Origin of the sequence: Pseudomonas fluorescens (assembly GCF_004683905.1) — a bacterium.
Lineage (GTDB): Bacteria > Pseudomonadota > Gammaproteobacteria > Pseudomonadales > Pseudomonadaceae > Aquipseudomonas > Aquipseudomonas putida_A.
In genome coordinates, this window is sequence record NZ_CP038438.1 from 653,211 (window position 1) to 672,496 (window position 19,286).

At 61.3% G+C, this 19,286-nt stretch carries 21 protein-coding genes; 9 read left to right on the forward strand and 12 right to left on the reverse strand.

What is annotated here, in order from left to right; genetic code table 11:
• Nucleotides 1–113: 113 nt before the first annotated feature.
• The 7 genes from E4T63_RS02910 to E4T63_RS02940 all read right to left on the reverse strand — a co-directional run bounded on the left by E4T63_RS02910 (nucleotide 114) and on the right by E4T63_RS02940 (nucleotide 5,410).
• On the reverse strand, nucleotides 114–1,247 hold the full coding sequence (locus tag E4T63_RS02910) for an AGE family epimerase/isomerase (protein WP_135294849.1): 1,134 nt from the start codon (nucleotides 1,245–1,247) through the stop codon (nucleotides 114–116).
• A 181-nt stretch (nucleotides 1,248–1,428) separates the two neighbouring features.
• Complete coding sequence (locus E4T63_RS02915; protein ID WP_135294850.1) at nucleotides 1,429–2,001, reverse strand: HupE/UreJ family protein; 573 nt, start codon at nucleotides 1,999–2,001, stop codon at nucleotides 1,429–1,431.
• A gap of 27 nt (nucleotides 2,002–2,028) precedes the next feature.
• Nucleotides 2,029–2,643, reverse strand: a complete 615-nt coding sequence (ureG, locus tag E4T63_RS02920) for an urease accessory protein UreG (protein ID WP_007966946.1) — start codon at nucleotides 2,641–2,643, stop codon at nucleotides 2,029–2,031.
• A 23-nt stretch (nucleotides 2,644–2,666) separates the two neighbouring features.
• Complete coding sequence (locus E4T63_RS02925; protein WP_098966968.1) at nucleotides 2,667–3,341, reverse strand: urease accessory protein UreF; 675 nt, start codon at nucleotides 3,339–3,341, stop codon at nucleotides 2,667–2,669.
• The gene (gene ureE, locus E4T63_RS02930; RefSeq protein ID WP_003221180.1) at nucleotides 3,338–3,838 is read right to left on the reverse strand and encodes an urease accessory protein UreE; all 501 of its coding nucleotides are present in this window, start codon (nucleotides 3,836–3,838) and stop codon (nucleotides 3,338–3,340) included. Before ureE ends, E4T63_RS02925 begins: the two co-directional genes overlap by 4 nt.
• 301 nt (nucleotides 3,839–4,139) lie before the next feature.
• The gene (locus tag E4T63_RS02935; RefSeq protein ID WP_027613541.1) at nucleotides 4,140–4,772 is read right to left on the reverse strand and encodes a TetR family transcriptional regulator; all 633 of its coding nucleotides are present in this window, start codon (nucleotides 4,770–4,772) and stop codon (nucleotides 4,140–4,142) included.
• Between the two features lie 173 nt (nucleotides 4,773–4,945).
• Nucleotides 4,946–5,410 (reverse strand): hypothetical protein, encoded by a 465-nt coding sequence (locus E4T63_RS02940; RefSeq protein WP_098966970.1) that lies wholly within the window; start codon nucleotides 5,408–5,410, stop codon nucleotides 4,946–4,948.
• Nucleotides 5,411–5,795: 385 nt separating this feature from the next.
• On the opposite strand from E4T63_RS02940, the gene E4T63_RS02945 reads away from it, so the two are divergent.
• Nucleotides 5,796–7,871, forward strand: a complete 2,076-nt coding sequence (locus E4T63_RS02945; RefSeq protein ID WP_135294851.1) for an AsmA family protein — start codon at nucleotides 5,796–5,798, stop codon at nucleotides 7,869–7,871.
• A 103-nt stretch (nucleotides 7,872–7,974) separates the two neighbouring features.
• On the opposite strand, the gene E4T63_RS02950 is transcribed toward E4T63_RS02945, so the two are convergent.
• Both E4T63_RS02950 and E4T63_RS02955 read right to left on the reverse strand, forming a co-directional pair.
• Entirely contained in the window at nucleotides 7,975–8,508 is a 534-nt protein-coding gene (locus E4T63_RS02950) for a ferritin-like domain-containing protein (protein ID WP_027613544.1), read from the reverse strand.
• A 90-nt stretch (nucleotides 8,509–8,598) separates the two neighbouring features.
• Nucleotides 8,599–9,528, reverse strand: coding sequence for a LysR substrate-binding domain-containing protein (locus E4T63_RS02955; protein ID WP_167797059.1), 930 nt, complete (start codon nucleotides 9,526–9,528; stop codon nucleotides 8,599–8,601).
• Between the two features lie 108 nt (nucleotides 9,529–9,636).
• Between E4T63_RS02955 and E4T63_RS02960 the strand changes: the two genes are divergently transcribed.
• The 3 genes from E4T63_RS02960 to E4T63_RS02970 all read left to right on the forward strand — a co-directional run bounded on the left by E4T63_RS02960 (nucleotide 9,637) and on the right by E4T63_RS02970 (nucleotide 11,563).
• Entirely contained in the window at nucleotides 9,637–10,275 is a 639-nt protein-coding gene (locus tag E4T63_RS02960) for an FMN-dependent NADH-azoreductase (RefSeq protein ID WP_135294852.1), read from the forward strand.
• Nucleotides 10,276–10,581 carry a DMT family transporter gene (locus E4T63_RS02965; RefSeq protein ID WP_135294853.1) on the forward strand — a complete coding sequence of 102 codons (306 nt, stop codon included), beginning with the start codon at nucleotides 10,276–10,278 and terminating at the stop codon, nucleotides 10,579–10,581. It begins immediately after the preceding gene.
• 91 nt (nucleotides 10,582–10,672) lie between these two features.
• On the forward strand, nucleotides 10,673–11,563 hold the full coding sequence (locus E4T63_RS02970; RefSeq protein WP_135294854.1) for an esterase/lipase family protein: 891 nt from the start codon (nucleotides 10,673–10,675) through the stop codon (nucleotides 11,561–11,563).
• 120 nt (nucleotides 11,564–11,683) lie between these two features.
• Here the strand turns inward: E4T63_RS02970 and E4T63_RS02975 are convergent, their stop codons facing one another.
• Nucleotides 11,684–12,571 carry a DMT family transporter gene (locus E4T63_RS02975; RefSeq protein WP_027613549.1) on the reverse strand — a complete coding sequence of 296 codons (888 nt, stop codon included), beginning with the start codon at nucleotides 12,569–12,571 and terminating at the stop codon, nucleotides 11,684–11,686.
• Between the two features lie 96 nt (nucleotides 12,572–12,667).
• Between E4T63_RS02975 and E4T63_RS02980 the strand changes: the two genes are divergently transcribed.
• The 3 genes from E4T63_RS02980 to E4T63_RS02990 all read left to right on the forward strand — a co-directional run bounded on the left by E4T63_RS02980 (nucleotide 12,668) and on the right by E4T63_RS02990 (nucleotide 15,042).
• Nucleotides 12,668–13,462, forward strand: a complete 795-nt coding sequence (locus E4T63_RS02980) for an AraC family transcriptional regulator (RefSeq protein ID WP_123589194.1) — start codon at nucleotides 12,668–12,670, stop codon at nucleotides 13,460–13,462.
• A 63-nt stretch (nucleotides 13,463–13,525) separates the two neighbouring features.
• Nucleotides 13,526–13,831 (forward strand): PsiF family protein, encoded by a 306-nt coding sequence (locus E4T63_RS02985; protein ID WP_007966973.1) that lies wholly within the window; start codon nucleotides 13,526–13,528, stop codon nucleotides 13,829–13,831.
• 197 nt (nucleotides 13,832–14,028) lie between these two features.
• Nucleotides 14,029–15,042: an AI-2E family transporter gene (locus tag E4T63_RS02990; protein ID WP_027613551.1), complete on the forward strand. Its 1,014-nt coding sequence runs from the start codon at nucleotides 14,029–14,031 to the stop codon at nucleotides 15,040–15,042.
• A gap of 114 nt (nucleotides 15,043–15,156) precedes the next feature.
• On the opposite strand, the gene E4T63_RS02995 is transcribed toward E4T63_RS02990, so the two are convergent.
• Nucleotides 15,157–16,431, reverse strand: a complete 1,275-nt coding sequence (locus E4T63_RS02995; RefSeq protein WP_098966982.1) for an Hsp70 family protein — start codon at nucleotides 16,429–16,431, stop codon at nucleotides 15,157–15,159.
• 291 nt (nucleotides 16,432–16,722) lie between these two features.
• Between E4T63_RS02995 and E4T63_RS03000 the strand changes: the two genes are divergently transcribed.
• Nucleotides 16,723–17,670, forward strand: a complete 948-nt coding sequence (locus E4T63_RS03000) for a DnaJ C-terminal domain-containing protein (protein WP_027613553.1) — start codon at nucleotides 16,723–16,725, stop codon at nucleotides 17,668–17,670.
• A 23-nt stretch (nucleotides 17,671–17,693) separates the two neighbouring features.
• Nucleotides 17,694–17,999 (forward strand): chaperone modulator CbpM, encoded by a 306-nt coding sequence (locus E4T63_RS03005; protein WP_027613554.1) that lies wholly within the window; start codon nucleotides 17,694–17,696, stop codon nucleotides 17,997–17,999.
• A gap of 142 nt (nucleotides 18,000–18,141) precedes the next feature.
• On the opposite strand, the gene E4T63_RS03010 is transcribed toward E4T63_RS03005, so the two are convergent.
• On the reverse strand, nucleotides 18,142–19,269 hold the full coding sequence (locus E4T63_RS03010; RefSeq protein ID WP_027613555.1) for a sensor histidine kinase: 1,128 nt from the start codon (nucleotides 19,267–19,269) through the stop codon (nucleotides 18,142–18,144).
• Nucleotides 19,270–19,286: the final 17 nt, after the last annotated feature.

Sequence of the window (19,286 nt, forward strand, 5' to 3'; positions counted from 1 at the left end):
AACGGCTATTCGCGAGCAAGCCCGCTCCCACAGGGATCCAGGCTGTTCACAGATTATGTGTTCGCCGAAATTCCCATGTGGGAGCGGGCTTGCTCGCGAAAGCTATTTTTCAATCAACGCAGATATTCAGCCAGCCCGCTGTAGCACGTCGCCAAGTGATAAGGCGTCGTTGAAGGCATGTCCTTGCGGCTGACCTCCCCCAGCTCATCTCGGCATTCATGCCACCCGCCCGCGTGCAGAAAACGCTGCTGCAGCGCCTGCAACTGGCGCAGCACGGTGGCTTCGCTGTCCGGGCGCAAGGTCAGGGCGCGCAGGTATTCCGCCTGCGCCCAGATGCGCTGAGTCGAATCTTTCGGGCGACCGTCCAGTTCCAGATCGAGCATTGCCCGCACGGCGCCGGACGGCTGTTCAACGCCGAATTGCTCGGTGAAAGCGAAGGCTCGCTCCAGCGCCGCGTGCAGTTTCGAACCACGCAGCAGGGCTGAAGACTCAAGCAGGAAATACCATTCGAACTGATGCCCTGGCTCGTACCAGTTATCCACAGCCCCCAGTGGTTTTTCCATCAACACGCCATGTTGCGGGTCGACGAACTGCTTGTGCATGGCTGTGCATAACTCGACCAGCGCTTTCTGCGTCGCCGCGTCTTCGCGTACCTCGAGGGTGGCGAGGAACGCCTCGGCCAGGTGCATCAGCGGGTTTTGCAGCGGGCCGGTTTGCAGGGTGATCCAGTCGCGGTCCAGGCACGCTTCGTACAGGCCGTCACCGGTGGCGAAGCGCCGACCGATGATTTCCAGTGCGGCGTTCAGCGTGGATTCCACCAGCGGCTCCCGGGACTTGGCCCAGTAATGGGCGCAGGCGAACAGGATGAAAGCGTGGGTGTAGAGGTCTTTGCGCTGATCCAGCGGCTTGCCTTGCGCGTCGACGCTGTAGAACCAGCCGCCGTGCTCGGCGTCGTGGAAATGCCGTTGCAGCGAGCGGAACAGCGCGGCGGCGCGCACCTCGGCGTTATCCACAACCCCGATCAGGCTGGAAAACAGGTACAGCTGCCGTGCGCAGGCCATCGCCCGATAGCGTTGCGGTGGCAAAGGTTGATGCGCCGCGTCGAGTGCCTCGTAGGGCAGCGCCATGTCGGCGTTCCAGCCCGGGCCTTGCCAGAGCGGCACGATCACGTTCAGAAAGTGCTGTTGCACATCGCTGAACAGGGCGGTCAATTCGGGCAGGGAGGTGGAGCGGCAAGCATGGGGCATTGGCGGACGTCGTCACGGCTGGGGCGATTGCGCGACATGGTAGCAGAGCCGCGTCCTTTAGAGACGCGGTGTCTGTCAGACCGCTTTCGCGAGCAAGCCCGCTCCCACACTGGAATTGTGCTGTACACAAAACCTGTGGGAGCGGGCTTGCTCGCGAAGAGGCCGGTTCAGGCGATAAAGATCAGCCGGCCAGCAACCATGCACCGGTCACCGCCGAAGCAGCCCCCGCCACTCGCACCAATGGTGCAGCAGCCTGAGGCAACACGCGCACCAGGCCATAACCCGCCGCATGCAGCGCTGCAGTCGCCGCGACGAAACCGGCGGCATACGCCCAAGGGCTGCTCATGTCCGGCAGTTCCAGGCCATGCGCCACACCATGGAACAGCGCAAACAACGCCGTCGCCGCCACCGCCATCACCAGCGGTGGACGCACCGCCAGTGCCACCGCCAGACCCAGCGCCAGCACCGAAGCGGCGATCCCGCTTTCCAGCACCGGCAACTCCAGCCCTTCAAAACCGAGCATGCCGCCGATCAGCATGGTGCCGACAAACGTGCAGGGCAGCGCCCAGCGTGCCGCGCCTTGCTGCTGCGCGGCCCACAGGCCGACTGCAACCATCGCCAGCAAGTGGTCGAGGCCGCCGATCGGGTGGCTGATGCCGGCGATCAAGCCGCTGTCGCCGTGGCCCGGGTGGGCGAAGGCGAGTGCCGGGGTCAGCAGCAGCGCCACGGCGCCGAGAATGCGTTTGAGTGTCATGGATAAGCTTCCTTGTTGGTCATTGAATCAGGCGGCGTTCAGCAGGCCCTGGCGCTCGATGAAGGCGATGATCTCTTCCAGGCCCTGGCCGGTTTTCTGGTTGCTGAAGACGAATGGCTTGCCGTTGCGCATGCGCTGGGTGTCGCTATCCATCATTTCCAGCGAAGCACCGACCAGCGGCGCCAGGTCGATCTTGTTGATCACCAGCAGGTCGGACTTGCAGATCCCCGGTCCGCCCTTGCGCGGCAGCTTGTCGCCGGCGGAGACGTCGATCACGTAGATGGTCAGGTCCGACAGTTCCGGACTGAAGGTTGCCGACAGGTTGTCGCCACCGGATTCCACCAGAATCAGGTCCAGCCCCGGAAAGCGCCGGTTCAGTTGATCGACGGCTTCGAGGTTGATCGAAGCGTCTTCGCGGATCGCCGTGTGCGGGCAGCCACCGGTTTCCACGCCGATGATCCGCTCCGGTGCCAGCGCTTCGTTGCGCACCAGAAAGTCGGCGTCTTCGCGGGTGTAGATGTCGTTGGTAACGACGGCCAGGTTGTAGCGATCGCGCAACGCCAGGCACAGGGCCAGGGTCAATGCAGTCTTGCCGGAACCGACCGGGCCGCCGATGCCGACGCGCAGGGGTTGTGTGTTCATGTGCTTCTCCAAGATGACAGGCCCTAAGAGCGAAACAGACGGCTGTATTGGCGCTCATGCGCCATGCACGCCAGAGACAGGCCGAATGCGGCGCTGCCGATGTGTTCGGGATTGATGCGGGTGGCGTCCTGCTGCGCCTGTTGCAGCAACGGCAACAGTTCGCTGGTCAGGCGCTGGGCGGCTTGCTGGCCCAGCGGCAGGGTTTTCATCAGTACCGCGAGCTGGTTTTCCAGCCAGCTCCATAGCCACGCAGCGAGGGCGTCCTGTGGGCTGATCTGCCAGGCGCGGGCAGCGAGTGCCCAGCCAAGGGCCAGGTGCGGTTCAGCGCATTGCTCAAGAAAGCTGCGGGCCGGCGCGTCGAGTTCCGGCAAACCGTTGAGCAATTGCTGCAGCGAGTAGCCCATCTGCCGGCTCTCCAGATGCAACTCGCGGGTCTCGCGGCTGGCGCGGTGGGTTTCGCAGAGATGCAGCAACTTGGGCCAGTTTTCCTCGGCCGCGGCCTGACAATGGGCCAGCAGCAGCGGCGCCTCAAAACGGGCGAGGTTGAGCAGTAGTTGATCGCTGATCCAGCGGCGGGCGTTGTCCGGGTTGTTCACGCGGCCGTTATCCACCGCCATTTCCAGGCCTTGCGAATAGCTGTAGCCGCCAATCGGCAGTTGCGGACTAGCCAGGCGCAACAGCGCCCAGGCCGGATTCACAGACGTACGCCGAACTGATGGAGTTTGGGCGCGTAGTTGAAATCTTCGTCGCCATGCCGCGAATGGTGATGGCCGCCGCCGTAGGCACCGTGTTCCGGCTGGAACGGTGCTTCTATCGCCTCGACCTGGGCGCCGAGCTGTTCGAGCATGGCCTTGAGCACGTAATCATCGAGCAGACGCAGCCAGCCATCGCCGACTTGCAAGGCAACGTGGCGGTTACCGAGGTGATAGGCGGCGCGGGTCAGTTCGAAGGCATTGGCGCAGGTGACGTGCAGCAGTTGCTCGGGGCGGGCGCAGACGCGAACGATGCGGCCGTCCTCGGCCTGCAGGCATTCGCCGTCATATAACGGTGCCTGACCGCGCTCCAGAAACAACCCGACGTCTTCGCCATCGGCACTGAAACAGCGCAGACGGCTTTTGCTCCGCGCTTCGAAGGTCAGGTGCAACTCGGCGGACCAGACAGGTTGAGGGTCGATTCTGCGATGAATCACCAGCATCGGAAAGCTTCCAGCAGTGGACTTGTAGGAGGGCTAGAGCAAGGGGCTTGCCAACCGGACGAGATGTAGGAAATCCCTGTCGGAGCGTAGAGGATGTTTCAAGATGTTGCAGAATTTTGGAAGGTTTTGGTGCGTGAAGATTTTTACATGCACCAAATGGAGGCTTTGGCACTGAACCAAATGTGGGAGCGAGCTTGCTCGCGAAAGCGGTGCATCAGTCAACAATGAAGTGACTGACCCACCGCTTTCGCGAGCAAGCCCGCTCCCACAGGGATTTGTGTTGGGTTTGAAAAAAGGGGAATTACTCGGTACTGCCCAACCCTTGCCAGTGCTTGAGGCCGATAAAGATGAAGCGCAATTGCTGGGTGATCTTCGCCTGCGGCGTCAGATGCTCCGGCAGGGCCTCGGCGGGCGGGTCGATGATGTCCGGCAGAGTGGCGAACACCGATTTGACGATCAGGTCGGCGATTACGCTCAGCCCGGCAGCGTCCAGATGCTGCAACTTGGGCATCAATGTCAGGTCGGCCGCGAGGTCGGCGCTGATGTTTTCGCGCAGACGGCCAATCGCCTGACGTACCGGTTGCGAACCGCCGTACTGCTCACGAGCGAGAAACAGGAACTGCGAACGGTTGGCGCTGACCACGTCGAGGAAGATCCGCACCGACGCATCGATGATCCCGCCCATGACGAATTCATTGTGGCGTACCAGGCGGATGGTTTCGCGGAAGGTCTGACCGACTTCACTGACCAGCACCAGACCCAGCTCGTCCATGTCAGCGAAATGCCGATAGAAACCGGTGGGCACGATGCCGGCGGTCTTGGTCACTTCGCGCAGGCTCAGGCTGCCGAAACCTCGGCCGCTTTCCATCAAATGGCGGGCGGCGTCCATCAGGGCGTTGCGGGTCTGTTGTTTCTGTTCGGCGCGGGGCAGCATCGCAAAGGCGTTTTCTTGAGCGGGACAAGCGCCGCACTCTAGCAAATCGGCTTTGCTGGCGTCGAACGGCAGGGGGAAAAGTCAGCAGGAAAAAAGGTTTCGCAGATTGTCGGTACTGAAAAAGTCAAAAGCCCAATCCGGTGATTGGGCTTTTTTTCCAGGCCGCCATGGGCTTAGCTCAAAGCGCTGTTGCGTTCGATCACACGGTCACCACCGCCTTCGGCAACGGCTTGGCCCAGTGGGGTTTTATCGAAACCGTCTTCAGCCAGGGTCTGGCCTTGTGGAGTACGGTCGCTGCCATCGGAAGCCAGGGTCTGACCTTGTGGAGTTTTGTCATAGCCGTCTTCAACCAGACCTTTCTGTTCCAGGCGATCACGGCCGCCTTCTGCTACAGCTTGACCTTGTGGGGTCTTGTCGTAGCCATCTTCAACCAGACCTTTTTCTTCCAGACGATGACGACCGTTTTCAGCCAGAGTCTGACCTTGTGGAGTACGGTCGCTGCCGTCAGCCGCCACAGTCTGGCTGAACACCGAGTGGCTGGATTTCACTTGTGGGGTAGCCTGATCGGCAGCGGGCAGGGCAAAAGCGGTGCTGGCTAGCATCGACAGGGTAAGGCTGAGCAGTAATTGGCGTTTCATGATGGGTTGCTCCTTGGGAGGGCGATAAAGTGGGTACGAAGCCAATGCTACTCTCGATAAGTCGATATAAAAGTTCATAAACGCAATGGTAATAATCAACAGAATTGATTGTTCTGCGGAAGCGCTCTAGCTCGGGCATTTGCGGGCGGTGGTTTTGCACCGCAGTGGGTATTTTCGACTCACTCGCGCCTCGCAAATGTGCGGGCAGCGGTAACGCTGTTCGACCAATCGGTCAGCATTCGGGCGATTTTTTGCCGCGGAATCTATATTCCGATTAAACCTGCGCACTGTTTGCCAGTCGTAGAGTTCATGAGGGCCGCTTTGGCCCGCCGTTTCAGCTGTGCGTCGCGAAGTCGGCGTGCGGTCGTCATCAGGAGTTTTGTGCATGACGCGCACCGGAAAAATCTTCAGTTGGACCTTCGCCATCCTCTTACTGCTGTTGGCGGTACTGGTTCTGATCATCGTGTTCTTCGACTGGAACCGGATCAAACCGCCGCTCAACGCCAAAGTCTCGGAAGAATTGCATCGTCCGTTCGCCATCAATGGCAACCTCGCGGTGATCTGGCAGCGTGAGCCGGACGAGGGCGGCTGGCGGGCCTGGGTGCCGTGGCCGCACGTGGTGGCTGAGGACCTGACGCTGGGCAACCCGGATTGGTCGAAGCAGCCGCAGATGGTCACGCTCAAACGTGTGGAACTACGCATCTCGCCGCTGGCACTGCTGGCGCAACGGGTGACGATCCCGCGCATCGACCTGACCGAACCCAACGCGCAACTGCAACGCCTGGCCGATGGCCGCGCCAACTGGACCTTCAAGTTCGACCCGAAAGACCCGAATGCCGAACCGTCGAACTGGGTGGTGGACATCGGAGCCATTGGTTTCGACAAGGGCCACGTCACCCTGGATGACCAGACACTCAAGACTAATCTCGACGTGTTGATCGATCCGCTGGGCAAACCGATTCCGTTCAGCGATATCGTCGGCGCCAAAGCCGCGAAGACCGCGCAGGACAAGGGCGCCGCGCCGCAGGACTATGCATTCGCGCTGAAGGTCAAAGGCCAGTACCACGGTCAGAATCTTACCGGCCAGGGCAAGATAGGCGGATTACTGGCGTTGCAGGACGCGAACAAGCCATTCCCGCTGCAGGCCCAGGCGAAGATCGGCGCCACCAGCATCGAACTCGCTGGCACCTTGACCGACCCGCTGAACCTTGGCGCTCTTGATCTGCGTCTTAAATTGGCGGGCGCAAGCCTAGGCAACCTCTATCCACTGACCGGCGTGACCCTGCCGGATACGCCGCCGTATTCCACCGACGGTCATCTGATTGCCAAGTTGCATGACGCCGCCGGTGCGAAATTCACTTATGAACAGTTCAACGGCAAGATCGGCGGCAGTGACATTCACGGCGATCTGACCTACGTCGCCAGCCAGCCACGGCCCAAACTGAGCGGAGCGTTGCTGTCCAATCAATTGCTGTTCGCCGACCTCGCGCCGCTGATCGGCGCCGACTCGAATGACAAGCAAAAGGCCCGCGGCGGCGAGAGCAAGCAGCCGACCGACAAAGTGCTGCCGGTGGAAGAATTCAAGACCGACCGCTGGCGCGCGATGGATGCCGACGTCGAGTTCACCGGCAAGCGCATCGTCCACAGCGAAAAGCTGCCGTTCACCGACCTCTATACCCACCTGAAACTCAACGACGGCGAACTCAGCCTCGAACCGCTGCGCTTCGGCGTGGCCGGCGGCAATCTGGACGCGCAGATCCGCCTCAACGGTCGCACCGAACCGCTGGAAGGCCGGGCCAAACTGACTGCGCGCGGCTTCAAGCTCAAGCAGTTGTTCCCGACCTTCGAACCGATGAAAACCAGCTTCGGTGAGCTCAACGGTGATGCTGATATCAGCGGTCGCGGCAACTCGGTGGCCAAGCTGCTTGGCGGCGCCAATGGCCAGTTGAAGATGCTGATCAACGACGGCGCGATCAGCCGTGAACTGATGGAGCTGGCGGGACTCAACGTCGGTAACTACGTGGTCGGCAAGATTTTTGGCGACAAGGAAGTGAAGATCAACTGCGCGGCGGCGGACTTCGACATCAAGACTGGCCTGGCGACTACACGGCTGTTTGTGTTCGATACCGAGAACGCGATCATCTACATCGACGGCACCGCGAACATGGCCACCGAGCAATTGGACCTGACGGTGACACCGGAGTCCAAGGGCTGGCGTCTGATTTCGCTGCGTTCACCGCTGTACGTGCGCGGCAAGTTCATCAAGCCGGACGCCGGGGTCAAGGCCGTGCCGTTGATGCTGCGCGGGGCGGGGATGGTGGCGCTGGGCGTGATTGCTGCACCGGCGGCGGGGCTGTTGGCGCTGGTGGCGCCGAGTGGCGGGGAGCCGAATCAGTGTGCGCCTCTGCTTGAGCAGATGAAGGCGGGCAAGGCGCCAGTGACCGTCAAGCCAACCAAGTAAATCTTCAGCGTCTGTAAAAGCGTCATCGCGAGCAGGCTCACTCCTACAAGTACAGCGCAAAACTTGTAGGAGTGAGCCTGCTCGCGATAGCGGTATCGAAGGTTCAGAGGTCTTTCAGAATGTCGGCCATGTCATCCGCGTGCTCTTCTTCCTGCGCGAGGATGTCTTCGAAGATGCGCCGGGTGGTCGGGTCTTTCTCGCCGATGTACTGGATGATCTCGCGGTAGCTGTCGATGGCGATCCGTTCGGCCACAAGGTCTTCGTAGACCATTTCCTTCAAGGTGTTCCCCGCCACATATTGAGCGTGGGACATTTTCGACAGCAGGTCCGGATTGAACTCCGGCTCGCCGCCCAGTTGCACGATGCGCTCGGCCAGACGGTCGGCGTGTTGCGCTTCCTGGGTTGCATGTTCGAGGAATTCTTCGGCGGCCACGTGGGCTTTCACGCCGTTGGCCATGAAGTAGTGACGCTTGTAACGCAGCACGCAGACCAGTTCGGTGGCCAGCGACTCATTGAGCAGGCGCAGTACCTCGTCACGGTCGGCGCTGTAGCTCTCGGTTACCGCGCCGTTCTCGACGTGTTGTCGCGCACGTTCGCGCAGGGTTTTGACATCTGACAAGTGCAGGTCGTCGCTCATGTTGATCTCCAGGAGGCTAATCCAATGGCGCCACGCTCTACAGGCGTGATCGGTTACCCAAGTTGTGAGTCCTGAGCGACGCAAAAAGTTTTATGAGATTTCCGGCGACCTTGGTACCAGCCCGGACAACTGCGCTTCTTCGCGCAACCAGGCAAAAAATGCCCGCACCGGCGGATGCCGCTCCCGTCCCGGCACACACAGCGCGCTGTATCCGGCACCATCGACTTGCACCTGCCCCTTGTACGGCACCAGCAACCCACTGGCGACGCTCTGCGACACCAGAATATTGCTCGCCAGCACCAGACCTTGCCCGGCAATCGCTGCTTGCAGGGCGTAATGCTCCTCGTCGTATTCACGGATCGCCGGATGCTGGTTCAGCCACGACTCGCCGGAGCGAGCGCACCACGCTTCCCAGCCATGGGCATACAGCTTCGAGTTGTGCCAACGCACGCTGATCAGCGCCGGTGTGCGTCGGGCGGCCAGAGCTACCTGCTCCGGCGAGCCATACACGCCGAAGGTCTCATCGAACAGGCACAAGCCGTAAAGGTTGGGGTAGTCGTCGAGGCTGTAGCGCAACACCAGATCGACGCTGGCGTCCTGATGCAGGTCGATGACTTCGCAGTGGGTATCGAGGCGCACGTTGATGTTCGGGTGTTGCGCATAAAACCTTCCGAGGCGCGGCACCAGCCACAGCGCGGCAAACGCGGCGGTGGTCGACAGTGTCAGGTTGCTGCCGCTGCGTTGCGGACGCAGGGTGTCGACGCTTTGCGCGACTTCCAGCAGCGCCCCGTGCAGGCTGCGAAACAGCCGCTCGCCCCCTTCGGTCAGGCGCACCTGACGCGGCAAACGCTCGAACAGCGCCACGCCGAGCCAGTCTTCCAGCGCTCGGATCTGATGGGAAATCGCCGTCGGTGTGACTGACAGCTCTTCAGCAGCGGCCTTGAAGCTCAACAGCCGCGAAGCGGATTCGAAGGCGCGCAGGGCGGTCAGCGGCAACGAGGCGAACATTGAATACTCCATGGATGAAACAAATTCATCCCGACTGATTTTTGCTCATTTGAGACAGCGGCGGGTCGGCGCCAATCTGGCGCTACACAGCCATTCAAGTCTAGTCCCAAGGAGATTCAGATGAGCAAGATTCTTGCGATCCATGCCAGCCCTCGCAGTGATCGTTCGCACTCACGGCGTTTGGCAGAAAGTTTTCTCAGCGCCTGGCAGGTGCGCCATCCACAGGCTCAAGTCACTCGCCGGGAAGTCGGACGGGCGCTGATTCCAGCGGTCAACGAAGCGTTTGTGGCGGCGGCGTTTTACCCTGAGCCGCAGGCACGCCCGCTGTCGATGCAGGCCGATCTGGCGCTCAGCGATCAACTGGTCGGCGAGTTGTTCGAGCATGACCTGCTGCTGATTTCCACGCCGATGTACAACTTCAGCGTACCCAGCGGCCTCAAGGCGTGGGTCGATCAGATCGTGCGTCTGGGCCTGACGTTCGACCACACCCTGGACAACGGCGTGGCCCAGTACACGCCGCTGCTGCAAGGCAAGAAAGCGCTGATCGTCACCAGTCGCGGCGGGTTCGGCTTCGGCCCCGGCGGCGAACTGGAAGCACTGAACCATGCCGATCCATGGTTGCGCACCGCGCTGGGCTTTATCGGCATCAACGACGTCAGCGTGGTCGCGGCTGAGGGCGAAGAGTCGGCCGAGCGCACCTTCGCGGTATCAGTGGCCGAGGCCGAGCAGCGTTTGCTCGACCTCGTCCGGACGTTCTAAGTGGCCTGGCTGTTCTTGCTGATCGCCGCCGGTTTCGAGGTGACTTTCGCCATGGGCATGAAGTACGCCGAAGGCTTCACCCGCTTGTGGCCGTCGCTGATCACGGTGGTGGCGGCGATTGGCGGGATTTACTTCCTGACGTTGGCGCTGCGCGAGTTGCCGGTGAGCATCGCCTATCCGATCTGGACGGCGATCGGCTCGCTGGGCACGGTGTTTCTCGGTTTTGCCCTGCTCGGCGAGAGTCTGACCCTGGTCAAACTGCTGTCAGTGGGGCTGATTGTGGCGGGGGTGGTGGGCCTGAAGTAGGCTGATGGTGCAGTTGTCATCATCAGGGAGGAGGCTTGGCGGGCGTTTTGCACGTCTGGCATCCACTCAGCGACCACAAGGATGTTTGCCCATGTCACAAAGTTCGGCGACACGTTATCCACTGGTGCTGGTGCCGGGCATGCTCGGGTTTATCCGGCTGCTGCTGTATCCGTACTGGTACGGCATCATCAAGGCGTTGCGCCGTGGCGGGGCGACGGTGATTGCGGTGCAGGTATCGCCGCTCAACTCCACCGAGGTGCGCGGCGAGCAACTGCTGGCGCGCATCGAGGAGATTCTGCGCGAGACCGGCGCCGCGAGGGTCAATCTGTTCGGCCACAGCCAGGGCTCGTTGACCGCGCGTTATGCCGCCGCCAAACGACCGGATTTGATTGCCTCGGTAACGTCCGTAGCCGGGCCCAATCACGGTTCTGAACTGGCCGACTATCTGCAGAAACACTACCCGGCGAACAGCGCCAAGGGCCGCGTGCTGGAGGTGCTGTTGCGTTTTGTCGGCTGGCTGATGGCGTTGCTGGAAACCGGTTATCACGGGCCGAAACTGCCGGTGGACATCCACGCTTCGCATCAATCGCTGACCAGCGAAGGCGTGGCGCTGTTCAATCAGCGTTATCCACAGGGCCTGCCCGAGACCTGGGGCGGTCACGGGCCGGAAGAGGTCAATGGCGTGCGTTATTACTCGTGGTCGGGGACGTTGCAACCGGGCAAAACCGATCGCGGTGGCAACCTGTTCGACGGCACCAACCGCAGCTGCCGCTTGTTCGCGAAAACCTTCGTGCGCGAGCCGGGGCAGTGTGACGGGATGGTCGGGCGTTACAGCTCGCACCTCGGCACGGTGATTGGCGACGACTATCCGCTGGATCACTTCGACATCGTCAACCAGTCGCTGGGGCTGGTGGGGAAGGGCGTGGATCCGGTGCGGTTGTTTGTCGAGCATGCGGCGCGGCTAAAGGCTGCCGGGCTTTAACCTGCTTTTGTGGCGAGGGGATTTATCCCCGATGGGCTGCGCAGCAGCCCTTGTTTTGAGATAAATAGCGGGGTCGCTTCGCGCCCCATCGGGGATAAATCCCCTCACCACAGGGCCAGATCAGGCAACGCTGAGTTTGCGGCCTAGAACGGTGGTCCAGCGCTCCGACAGAATCACCCCACCCAACGTCAACACCCCACCCACCAGGTGATACATCGCCAGCTCTTCCTTCAACACCACCGCCGCAATCAGCGCGGTAATCAGCGGCAGCAGGTTAAAGAACAACGTCGTGCGGCTCGGCCCCAGACGCTGCACCGCCTGCATCCACGCCAGCGGCGCGAGCATCGAGGCCAGCAGGCACGCATACAGCACCAGCGGAATGTTCTGCGCGGTGAAGCCGGTTTTCGGCGAGGCGGCGTACAGCGGAAACAGCACCACAATCGCCACCAGCACCTGCAGGTACAGCAACACCAGCGGCGGCAAACGCAGCTGCCATTTTTTCAGCAGGGTGCTGTAGATCGCGTAGGCCAGGGTGGCGATCAGCATCATCGCGTCACCCAGGTTCACTCCATGTTGCAGCAGCGCGCCGAGGCTGCCGGACGACACCACCACCAGCACGCCGGCGAACGACAGCACCGCGCCGAACAGCGCACCGGCAGTCAGGCGCTGGCCGAGGCTGATGATTGCCATAGCCAGCGACATCAGCGGCATCAGCGACAGGATGATGCCCATGTTGGTCGCCGTGGTCAGCGTCGCGGCGAAGTAGGCGAGGCTTTGATAGACCGCCATCCCGAGCACGCCGAGGATGAAGATCTTGCCCAGGTTCGGGCGGATCTGCGGCCAGTGCGCGATCACCGCTTTGAGCATGAACGGGGTGAACAGCAGCCCGGCGAGCAGCCAGCGGTAGAAACCGATCTCGGCGGGGAAGATCGCCCCGACCGCCAGTTTGTTGATCACGGTATTGCCGGCCCAGATGAAAATCGCCAGCAGGGGAAACGCGTATTGCATGGGTTAAAACCAGAATGTTGATGAACGGTGATTATCGCCTGTCTGGATGCAGCCCTATACTGCGAACCGGACAACCTGCCTCTGCAACCGGACAGCATGAACAGCAAGCACATCGATCTGCTGGATTTCAGCGAACTGCCGTCGGCGGTGTACTTCCGCTACGCCGACTTCAACACCCATGAATATGCGGCGCCGCACCGCCATCCGTGGGGCACGCTGGAGTACGCGGCCCACGGCGTGCTGCACATGGACGTTGACGGCAGCCGCTTCATGTCGCCGCCGCACTACGCGGTGTGGGTGCCGCCGCAGGTCGAGCACAGTTTCTACAGTCACCAACCGGTCAACTACCGCGCGGTGTGCCTCGATCCGAAGGTTTGCGCCGATCTGCCGCCGCGCGCCTGCACGCTGGCAATCAGCGACATCCTCAAGGCGATTCTCAAGGACTTCGCCGCCCGCGACGTGAAAATCCCCGAACTGGATGCCGACCAGCGTCTGGCCCAGGTGTTGGTCGATCAATTGCAACAGGCGCCGGTGCATGAATGTTATCTGCCGTACGCAAGCAATCCCGGGTTGCTGGCGATCCTCGACGCCTTGCAGGCTGATCCGGGCAATAACCTCCCGCTGGCGCACTGGGCGGCGCAAGTGCACGTCAGTGAACGCACGCTGGCCCGGCAGTTCGTGCGTGAACTGGGAATGAGTTTCGGCGAATGGCGTCAGCGCCTGCGTTATCTCGCGGCGATCGAGGCGCTGGAAAGCACGAAGAGCGTGCAGGAAATCGCCTTCGATCTCGGCTACAGCAGCGGCTCGGCGTTCATTGCCATGTTTGCCCGGCAGGCCGGGTGTACGCCGGAACAGTATCGGCGTAGCCACCTGGAAGGCAGGAAGGTGTAACAAGATTTGGCTACACTTCAGCGGAGGCCGCATCCATCGATGCGGCGACAAGGAGAAAACTCCATGAAGATGTTGCGTGTCCCTTTGTTGATGATCGGTCTGCTCCTGTGTTCCCAGGGTTTCGCCGCCACGGCGCAACAGAACAAAATGACCACCTGCAATGCTGATGCTACCGCCAAGAGCCTCAAGGGCGACGAGCGCAAGACTTTCATGAGCACCTGCCTCAAGGCAGCACCGGCCGCCAATGACGGCAAAGTGCTGACCCCGCAGCAGGAAAAAATGAAAACCTGCAATGCCGATGCGAAAACCAAGGCGCTGACCGGCGATGCGCGCAAGACCTTCATGAGTGATTGTCTGAAGAAAAAGTAAGCACTTGAGTCTTGTGGTGAGCGGGCTGGCCTCTTCGCGAGCAAGCTCGCTCCCACAGGAGTGCGCATTCCAATGTGGGAGCGAGCCTGCTCGCGAAGGGGCCATTGAGCACGACAATAGCCCCTGCATATCCCTAGTGCTCTCCCCGGATCGCTGGCAGACTGCCAATCCTTTTACGCCGTTCGTTTTGAGGCTGTATGCCAACGTTTTCTGAGCGTCATGTTGTGTTTTGGGTCAGCTGCATCATCATTTGCGGCGGTTTGTTGCTGGCGTTGCCGCTGCGCTTGTTGCCCAGTCTGCTGGCCGGTTTGCTGGTGTTCGAGCTGGTCAACATGCTCACCCCGCAACTGCAACGGCTGATCGAAGGTCGGCGTGCGCGCTGGCTGGCGGTGGCACTGCTGGGCACCCTGGTGGTCAGCGTGCTGGCGCTGATCTTTGCCGGTGCCATCAGTTTCCTGCTGCACGAAGCGGAAAACCCGGGCGCCTCGCTCGACAAATTCATGGGCGTGGTCGATCGCGCGCGCGGGCAACTGCCGCCGTTTCTCGACGCCTACCTGCCGGCCAGCGCTGCGGAATTTCGCGTGGCCATCGGCGAATGGGCGAGCAAGCACCTGTCCGAGCTGCAACTGGTGGGCAAGGACGCGGCGCATATGTTCGTCACCCTGCTGATCGGCATGGTCCTCGGCGCGATCATTGCCCTGCAGCGAGTGCCGGACCTGACCAAGCGCAAACCGCTGGCCGCGGCCCTGTTCGACCGTCTGCACCTGGTGGTTCAAGCCTTTCGCAACATCGTCTTCGCGCAGATCAAGATTTCCCTGCTGAACACGTTCTTCACCGCGATTTTCCTGGTGGTGGTCTTGCCGCTGTTCGGTATCAAGCTGCCGCTGACCAAGACCCTGATCGTCCTGACCTTCCTGCTCGGCCTGCTGCCGGTGATCGGCAACCTGATGTCGAACACGCTGATCACCATCGTCGGTCTGTCGCTGTCGATCTGGGTGGCGGTGGCGGCGCTGGGCTATCTGATCTTTATCCACAAGCTCGAATACTTCCTCAACGCGCGCATCGTCGGCGGGCAGATCAGTGCCAAGTCGTGGGAATTACTGCTGGCGATGCTGGTGTTCGAAGCCGCGTTCGGCCTGCCGGGGGTGGTGGCGGGGCCGATTTATTACGCGTACCTGAAGAGTGAGTTGAAGCTGGGCGGGATGGTTTGATTCAAGCCTTATAGCGTTTGAAAGTGCCCTTTCGCGAGCAAGCCCGCTCCCACAGGTTCAGTGTGATCCTGTGGGAGCGGGCTTGCTCGCGAATGGCGCGCCGCTGATTCTGGATCAGGCCATCGAACCGTAGCGCTTCATCGCCTCAATCGCCAGACCGCTGCCAATGCTGCCAAAGATATTCCCTTCAACATGTCGCGCATTCGGCAGCATCGCCGAAACGCTGTTGCGCAGCGCCGGAATGCCGCTTGAACCGCCGGTGAAGAACACCGTATCTACCTGCGCCACCGACACGTTGGCATCGTTCAACAGCTGCGTAACGCTGCCGCGCACGCGTTCAAGCAAGGCGTCGATCGACGATTCGAACAGGGCGCGGCTCAGTTCCACGCTCAGGCCCGGCTCAATACGGTCCAGCGGTACGTGGCGGCTGTCGGCGTGGGTCAGCTGGATCTTGGTTTCTTCGACTTCCATCGCCAGCCAGTGCCCGGCGCGCTGTTCGATCAGCTTGAACAGACGGTCGATACCGCCGGTGTCTTCAATGTCGTAGCGCATGCTGCCCAGCGCCAGGGTGGATTTCTGCGAGTACACCGAGTTGATGGTGTGCCAGGTCGCCAGGTTCATGTGGTGACTGGTCGGCATGTAGGCGCCGCTCTTCATCCGGCTGCCGTAGCCGAACAGCGGCATCAGGCCTTGCAGGCTCAGCTGTTTGTCGAAGTCGGTCCCGCCGATGTGCACGCCGCCGGTGGCGAGGATGTCATCGTGGCGGTTGTCCATGCCGCGACGCTCGGGCGACAGACGTACCAGCGAGAAGTCCGAAGTACCACCGCCGATGTCGACAATCAGCACCAGCTCTTCTTTTTCGATGGTCGACTCGTAGTCGAATGCTGCAGCGATCGGTTCGTACTGGAACGACACGTCCTTGAAGCCGAGCTTGCGTGCCACTTCGACCAGGGTGTCTTCGGCTTCCTGGTCAGCCAGCGGGTCGTCATCGACGAAAAACACCGGACGCCCCAGCACCACTTGTTCGAACTCGCGACCGGCGGCCGTTTCGGCACGGCTCTTGAGCTGACCAATGAACAGCCCCAGCAGATCCTTGAACGGCATCGCCGTGCCGAGAACGCTGGTGTCGTGCTTGATCAGCTTGGAACCGAGCAGGCTCTTGAGCGAGCGCATCAGCCGGCCTTCGTAGCCTTCCAGGTACTCGTGCAGGGCCAGACGACCGTAAACCGGACGGCGCTCCTCGATGTTGAAGAACACCACCGACGGCAGGGTGATCTTGTCGTCTTCCAGCGCGATCATCGTTTCCATGCCGGGGCGCAGCCAGCCGACGGTGGAGTTGGAGGTGCCGAAGTCGATACCGCAGGCACGGGCTGGAGAGGCGTTGTTCATGTCTTTCGGGTTCCGGTCAAAAAACGGCCGCGCAGTGTATGTCAGTGCGCGGCAGATTCGAAGGCCGGTCATCTGCTATTTCACGACTAAGCTTCTTGAAAGTCGCAGCTTCGCCCCAAACTTGCTGGCATGGGCCGGCAGACATACCGGCGGTCGCAAGAACCGTCGTCCACTGCCGATAAACTTCTGCTGCGCCACCCGGTCACAAAGTTGAGATCGGTCAACCCGGCACGCGCGAATGAGCGCATGCTGGCCTCGGCGCGAAATCGATAACGGATGGTGATTCCTTCGATGGACTTCAAAGACTATTACAAGATACTCGGCGTGGAGCCGACAGCGGACGACAAGGCAATCAAGGCTGCCTATCGCAAGCTGGCGCGCAAATACCACCCCGATGTCAGCAAGGAAAAAGACGCCGAGGCCAAGTTCAAGGACGCCTCGGAAGCCTATGAAGCGCTGAAAAGCGCCGACAAACGCGCCGAATATGACGAGCTGCGCCGTTATGGCCAGCACGGTCAGCCGTTCCAGGGCCCGCCGGGCTGGCAGAGCCGTGGCGGTTTTGGCGGCGGCGGTGGCGACACCGGCGACTTTTCGGACTTCTTCAGTTCGATCTTCGGCAATCGCGGCGCCGGTTTCGGTGGCGACGGTCGGCAACAACGCAGTGCAGGGCGCCGAGGGCAAGACGTGGAAATGGAACTGCCGGTCTTCCTTGAGGAGACTTTGTCGGACGAGTCGAAGAAGGTCAGCTTTCAGGTCCCGCAATACAACGCCAACGGTCAGCACGTCAGCAATACCAGCAAGAGCCTGAACGTGAAGATCCCGGCGGGCGTCACCGACGGCGAGCGCATCCGCCTCAAAGGGCAGGGCGCACCGGGCATCGGTGGCGGGGCCAATGGCGACCTGTACCTGACCATTCGCTTTGCGCCGCATCCGAAATTCGATGTCGAAGGCGAAAACCTGATCATCACCCTGCCATTGGCACCGTGGGAGCTGGCGTTGGGCGCTGAAGTGGCGGTGCCGACCCTGACCGGCAAGATCAACCTCAAGGTTCCGGCCGGCAGCCAGAATGGCCAGCGCATGCGCGCCAAGGGTCATGGCTTGAAAAACAAGGCCGGTGAGCGTGGTTATCTGTTCGTGCAGCTCAAGGCCGTGATGCCGAAAACCTCCGACGACGAGGTCAAGGCGCTGTGGCAGGAACTGGCGAAAAAAGCCGCGTTCAACCCACGCGAGAACTTCTGAATCCGACGACGGAGTAGCCCATCATGAGCAGCCCCCTGATCGTTCAACTGGACATGGCAGAATTCTGTGAGGCGGCCGATCTGTCGGACGTCTACGTGATCGAAATCGTCGAACACGGCATCCTCGAACCTCAGGGCGCGCAGCCCCGGGAATGGCGGTTCACCGACTACGAGCTGAGCCTGGCCAAGCGCGCCGCGAAGTTGCGGCGCGAGCTGGAGCTGGAGTGGGAGGGCGTCGCCCTGGCACTTGATCTGCTGGATGAAGTGAAGGAACTGCGAGCCGAGAATCGCATGCTGCGCCAGCGGTTGGGGCGTTTGGTGGTCGAATAGTTTTACCGTTGGTTTTTGAGTGTCTTTGCCGGCCCCTTCGCGAGCAAGCCCGCTCCCACATTCGACCGCGGTTTTCCAGTTGAAAAGCAGTCAAATGTGGGAGCGGGCTTGCTCGCGAAGAACGATTACGCGGTAAGCCTGCTTAAACCTTTCTCGGCAACACCACACTGAACAACGTCCCGTCAGCCTCGCTCGAGCTGACATCGATCGTCCCGCCATGGGCGGTCACCACTTCCTTGACGATAAACAAGCCCAACCCGAGGCTGGTCGACGGCTGCCCGAGTTCTTCGTCGGCGCTGCGCACCAGCGGGTCGAAAATCGTACCGATCGCCTCTTCGGAAATCGGTGTGCCGTAGTTGTGCACCGACAGGCACACGTGGTCGCCCTCGCCACGCAGATCGAGGGTCACGTCGCGCTGGTTGGCACCGTGCTGCAAGGCATTGCCGATCAGGTTTTGCAGTAACTGGTCGATCCGTCCGGCGTCCCACACGCCGCTGGTGTCACCGTGCACGGTGAGCCTGGGATCGGATTGCGGTTGACCGGCGCAGGCTTCGGCGATCGCCGCTCGCGCCGCAACGGCAAGATCCATCGGTGCCGGCTCGATCGGCAGGCTACGGCCCAGACGACTGCGCACCAGTTCCAGCAGATCGCTGACCATCGTCGCCATGTGCCGCGCGCCACGCTTGATGTGCTGGGCGCAGGCCAGGGCATCGCCTTCAAGGCTGGATTTGCGCAGCAGCAGTTCGGTGGACATGCTCACCGCCTGCAGCGGCGCACGCAGGTCATGGCCGAGGATGGCGAGGAAAATGTCCCGCGAGCGATTGACCTGCTCGGCGTAGGCCGCGGTGGATTCGGCCAGTGCCTCGTCGATGGCTTCGTTGAAACGGATCATGTCCTGAAAATAGGTCATGTCCGGCGATTCAAGGCTGTTGACCCACAGGCGGATCACGCAGGCACGCAAATGGCGGAATTCACTGGTCATCTGCACCAGGTCAAAACCGACGGTGTGGCGCAGTTCGCCATGGCTGGCGCCGGCCTCGTCCAGGCTCGGGGTCTTTTCCGGGCCTTCGCCCTTGGCTTTGGCAGCCTGTTCGGCGGGGCTTTGCGGCTTGTTCATGTCGCGGGCGGCGGCCCGCAGAATCTCGCTGGCGTGATCGCGCAGCGCAGTGGAATCCAGATAGTCCGCGGCCGGCGTGATGGTCGCGGCGAACTGTTCCCACTCATCGACGATAGGGTCGATATTGGCCACGATGAACTCGGAAAGACGCATGGGCAGTTCCTGAAAAA

What these genes read in the sequence shown, in the direction of transcription:
- ureE (WP_003221180.1), bottom strand. Translation starts at nt 3,838, where the DNA reads ATGCTGGTGATTCATCGCAGAATCGACCCTCAACCTGTCTGGTCCGCC.
- E4T63_RS02910 (WP_135294849.1), bottom strand. Translation starts at nt 1,247, where the DNA reads ATGCCCCATGCTTGCCGCTCCACCTCCCTGCCCGAATTGACCGCCCTG.
- E4T63_RS02995 (WP_098966982.1), bottom strand. Translation starts at nt 16,431, where the DNA reads ATGAACAACGCCTCTCCAGCCCGTGCCTGCGGTATCGACTTCGGCACC.
- E4T63_RS02960 (WP_135294852.1), top strand. Translation starts at nt 9,637, where the DNA reads ATGAGCAAGATTCTTGCGATCCATGCCAGCCCTCGCAGTGATCGTTCG.
- E4T63_RS02985 (WP_007966973.1), top strand. Translation starts at nt 13,526, where the DNA reads ATGAAGATGTTGCGTGTCCCTTTGTTGATGATCGGTCTGCTCCTGTGT.
- E4T63_RS02955 (WP_167797059.1), bottom strand. Translation starts at nt 9,528, where the DNA reads ATGGAGTATTCAATGTTCGCCTCGTTGCCGCTGACCGCCCTGCGCGCC.
- E4T63_RS02980 (WP_123589194.1), top strand. Translation starts at nt 12,668, where the DNA reads ATGAACAGCAAGCACATCGATCTGCTGGATTTCAGCGAACTGCCGTCG.
- E4T63_RS03000 (WP_027613553.1), top strand. Translation starts at nt 16,723, where the DNA reads ATGGACTTCAAAGACTATTACAAGATACTCGGCGTGGAGCCGACAGCG.
- E4T63_RS02970 (WP_135294854.1), top strand. Translation starts at nt 10,673, where the DNA reads ATGTCACAAAGTTCGGCGACACGTTATCCACTGGTGCTGGTGCCGGGC.
- E4T63_RS02935 (WP_027613541.1), bottom strand. Translation starts at nt 4,772, where the DNA reads ATGCTGCCCCGCGCCGAACAGAAACAACAGACCCGCAACGCCCTGATG.
- ureG (WP_007966946.1), bottom strand. Translation starts at nt 2,643, where the DNA reads ATGAACACACAACCCCTGCGCGTCGGCATCGGCGGCCCGGTCGGTTCC.
- E4T63_RS02940 (WP_098966970.1), bottom strand. Translation starts at nt 5,410, where the DNA reads ATGAAACGCCAATTACTGCTCAGCCTTACCCTGTCGATGCTAGCCAGC.
- E4T63_RS02945 (WP_135294851.1), top strand. Translation starts at nt 5,796, where the DNA reads ATGACGCGCACCGGAAAAATCTTCAGTTGGACCTTCGCCATCCTCTTA.
- E4T63_RS02915 (WP_135294850.1), bottom strand. Translation starts at nt 2,001, where the DNA reads ATGACACTCAAACGCATTCTCGGCGCCGTGGCGCTGCTGCTGACCCCG.
- E4T63_RS02990 (WP_027613551.1), top strand. Translation starts at nt 14,029, where the DNA reads ATGCCAACGTTTTCTGAGCGTCATGTTGTGTTTTGGGTCAGCTGCATC.
- E4T63_RS03010 (WP_027613555.1), bottom strand. Translation starts at nt 19,269, where the DNA reads ATGCGTCTTTCCGAGTTCATCGTGGCCAATATCGACCCTATCGTCGAT.
- E4T63_RS02975 (WP_027613549.1), bottom strand. Translation starts at nt 12,571, where the DNA reads ATGCAATACGCGTTTCCCCTGCTGGCGATTTTCATCTGGGCCGGCAAT.
- E4T63_RS03005 (WP_027613554.1), top strand. Translation starts at nt 17,694, where the DNA reads ATGAGCAGCCCCCTGATCGTTCAACTGGACATGGCAGAATTCTGTGAG.
- E4T63_RS02950 (WP_027613544.1), bottom strand. Translation starts at nt 8,508, where the DNA reads ATGAGCGACGACCTGCACTTGTCAGATGTCAAAACCCTGCGCGAACGT.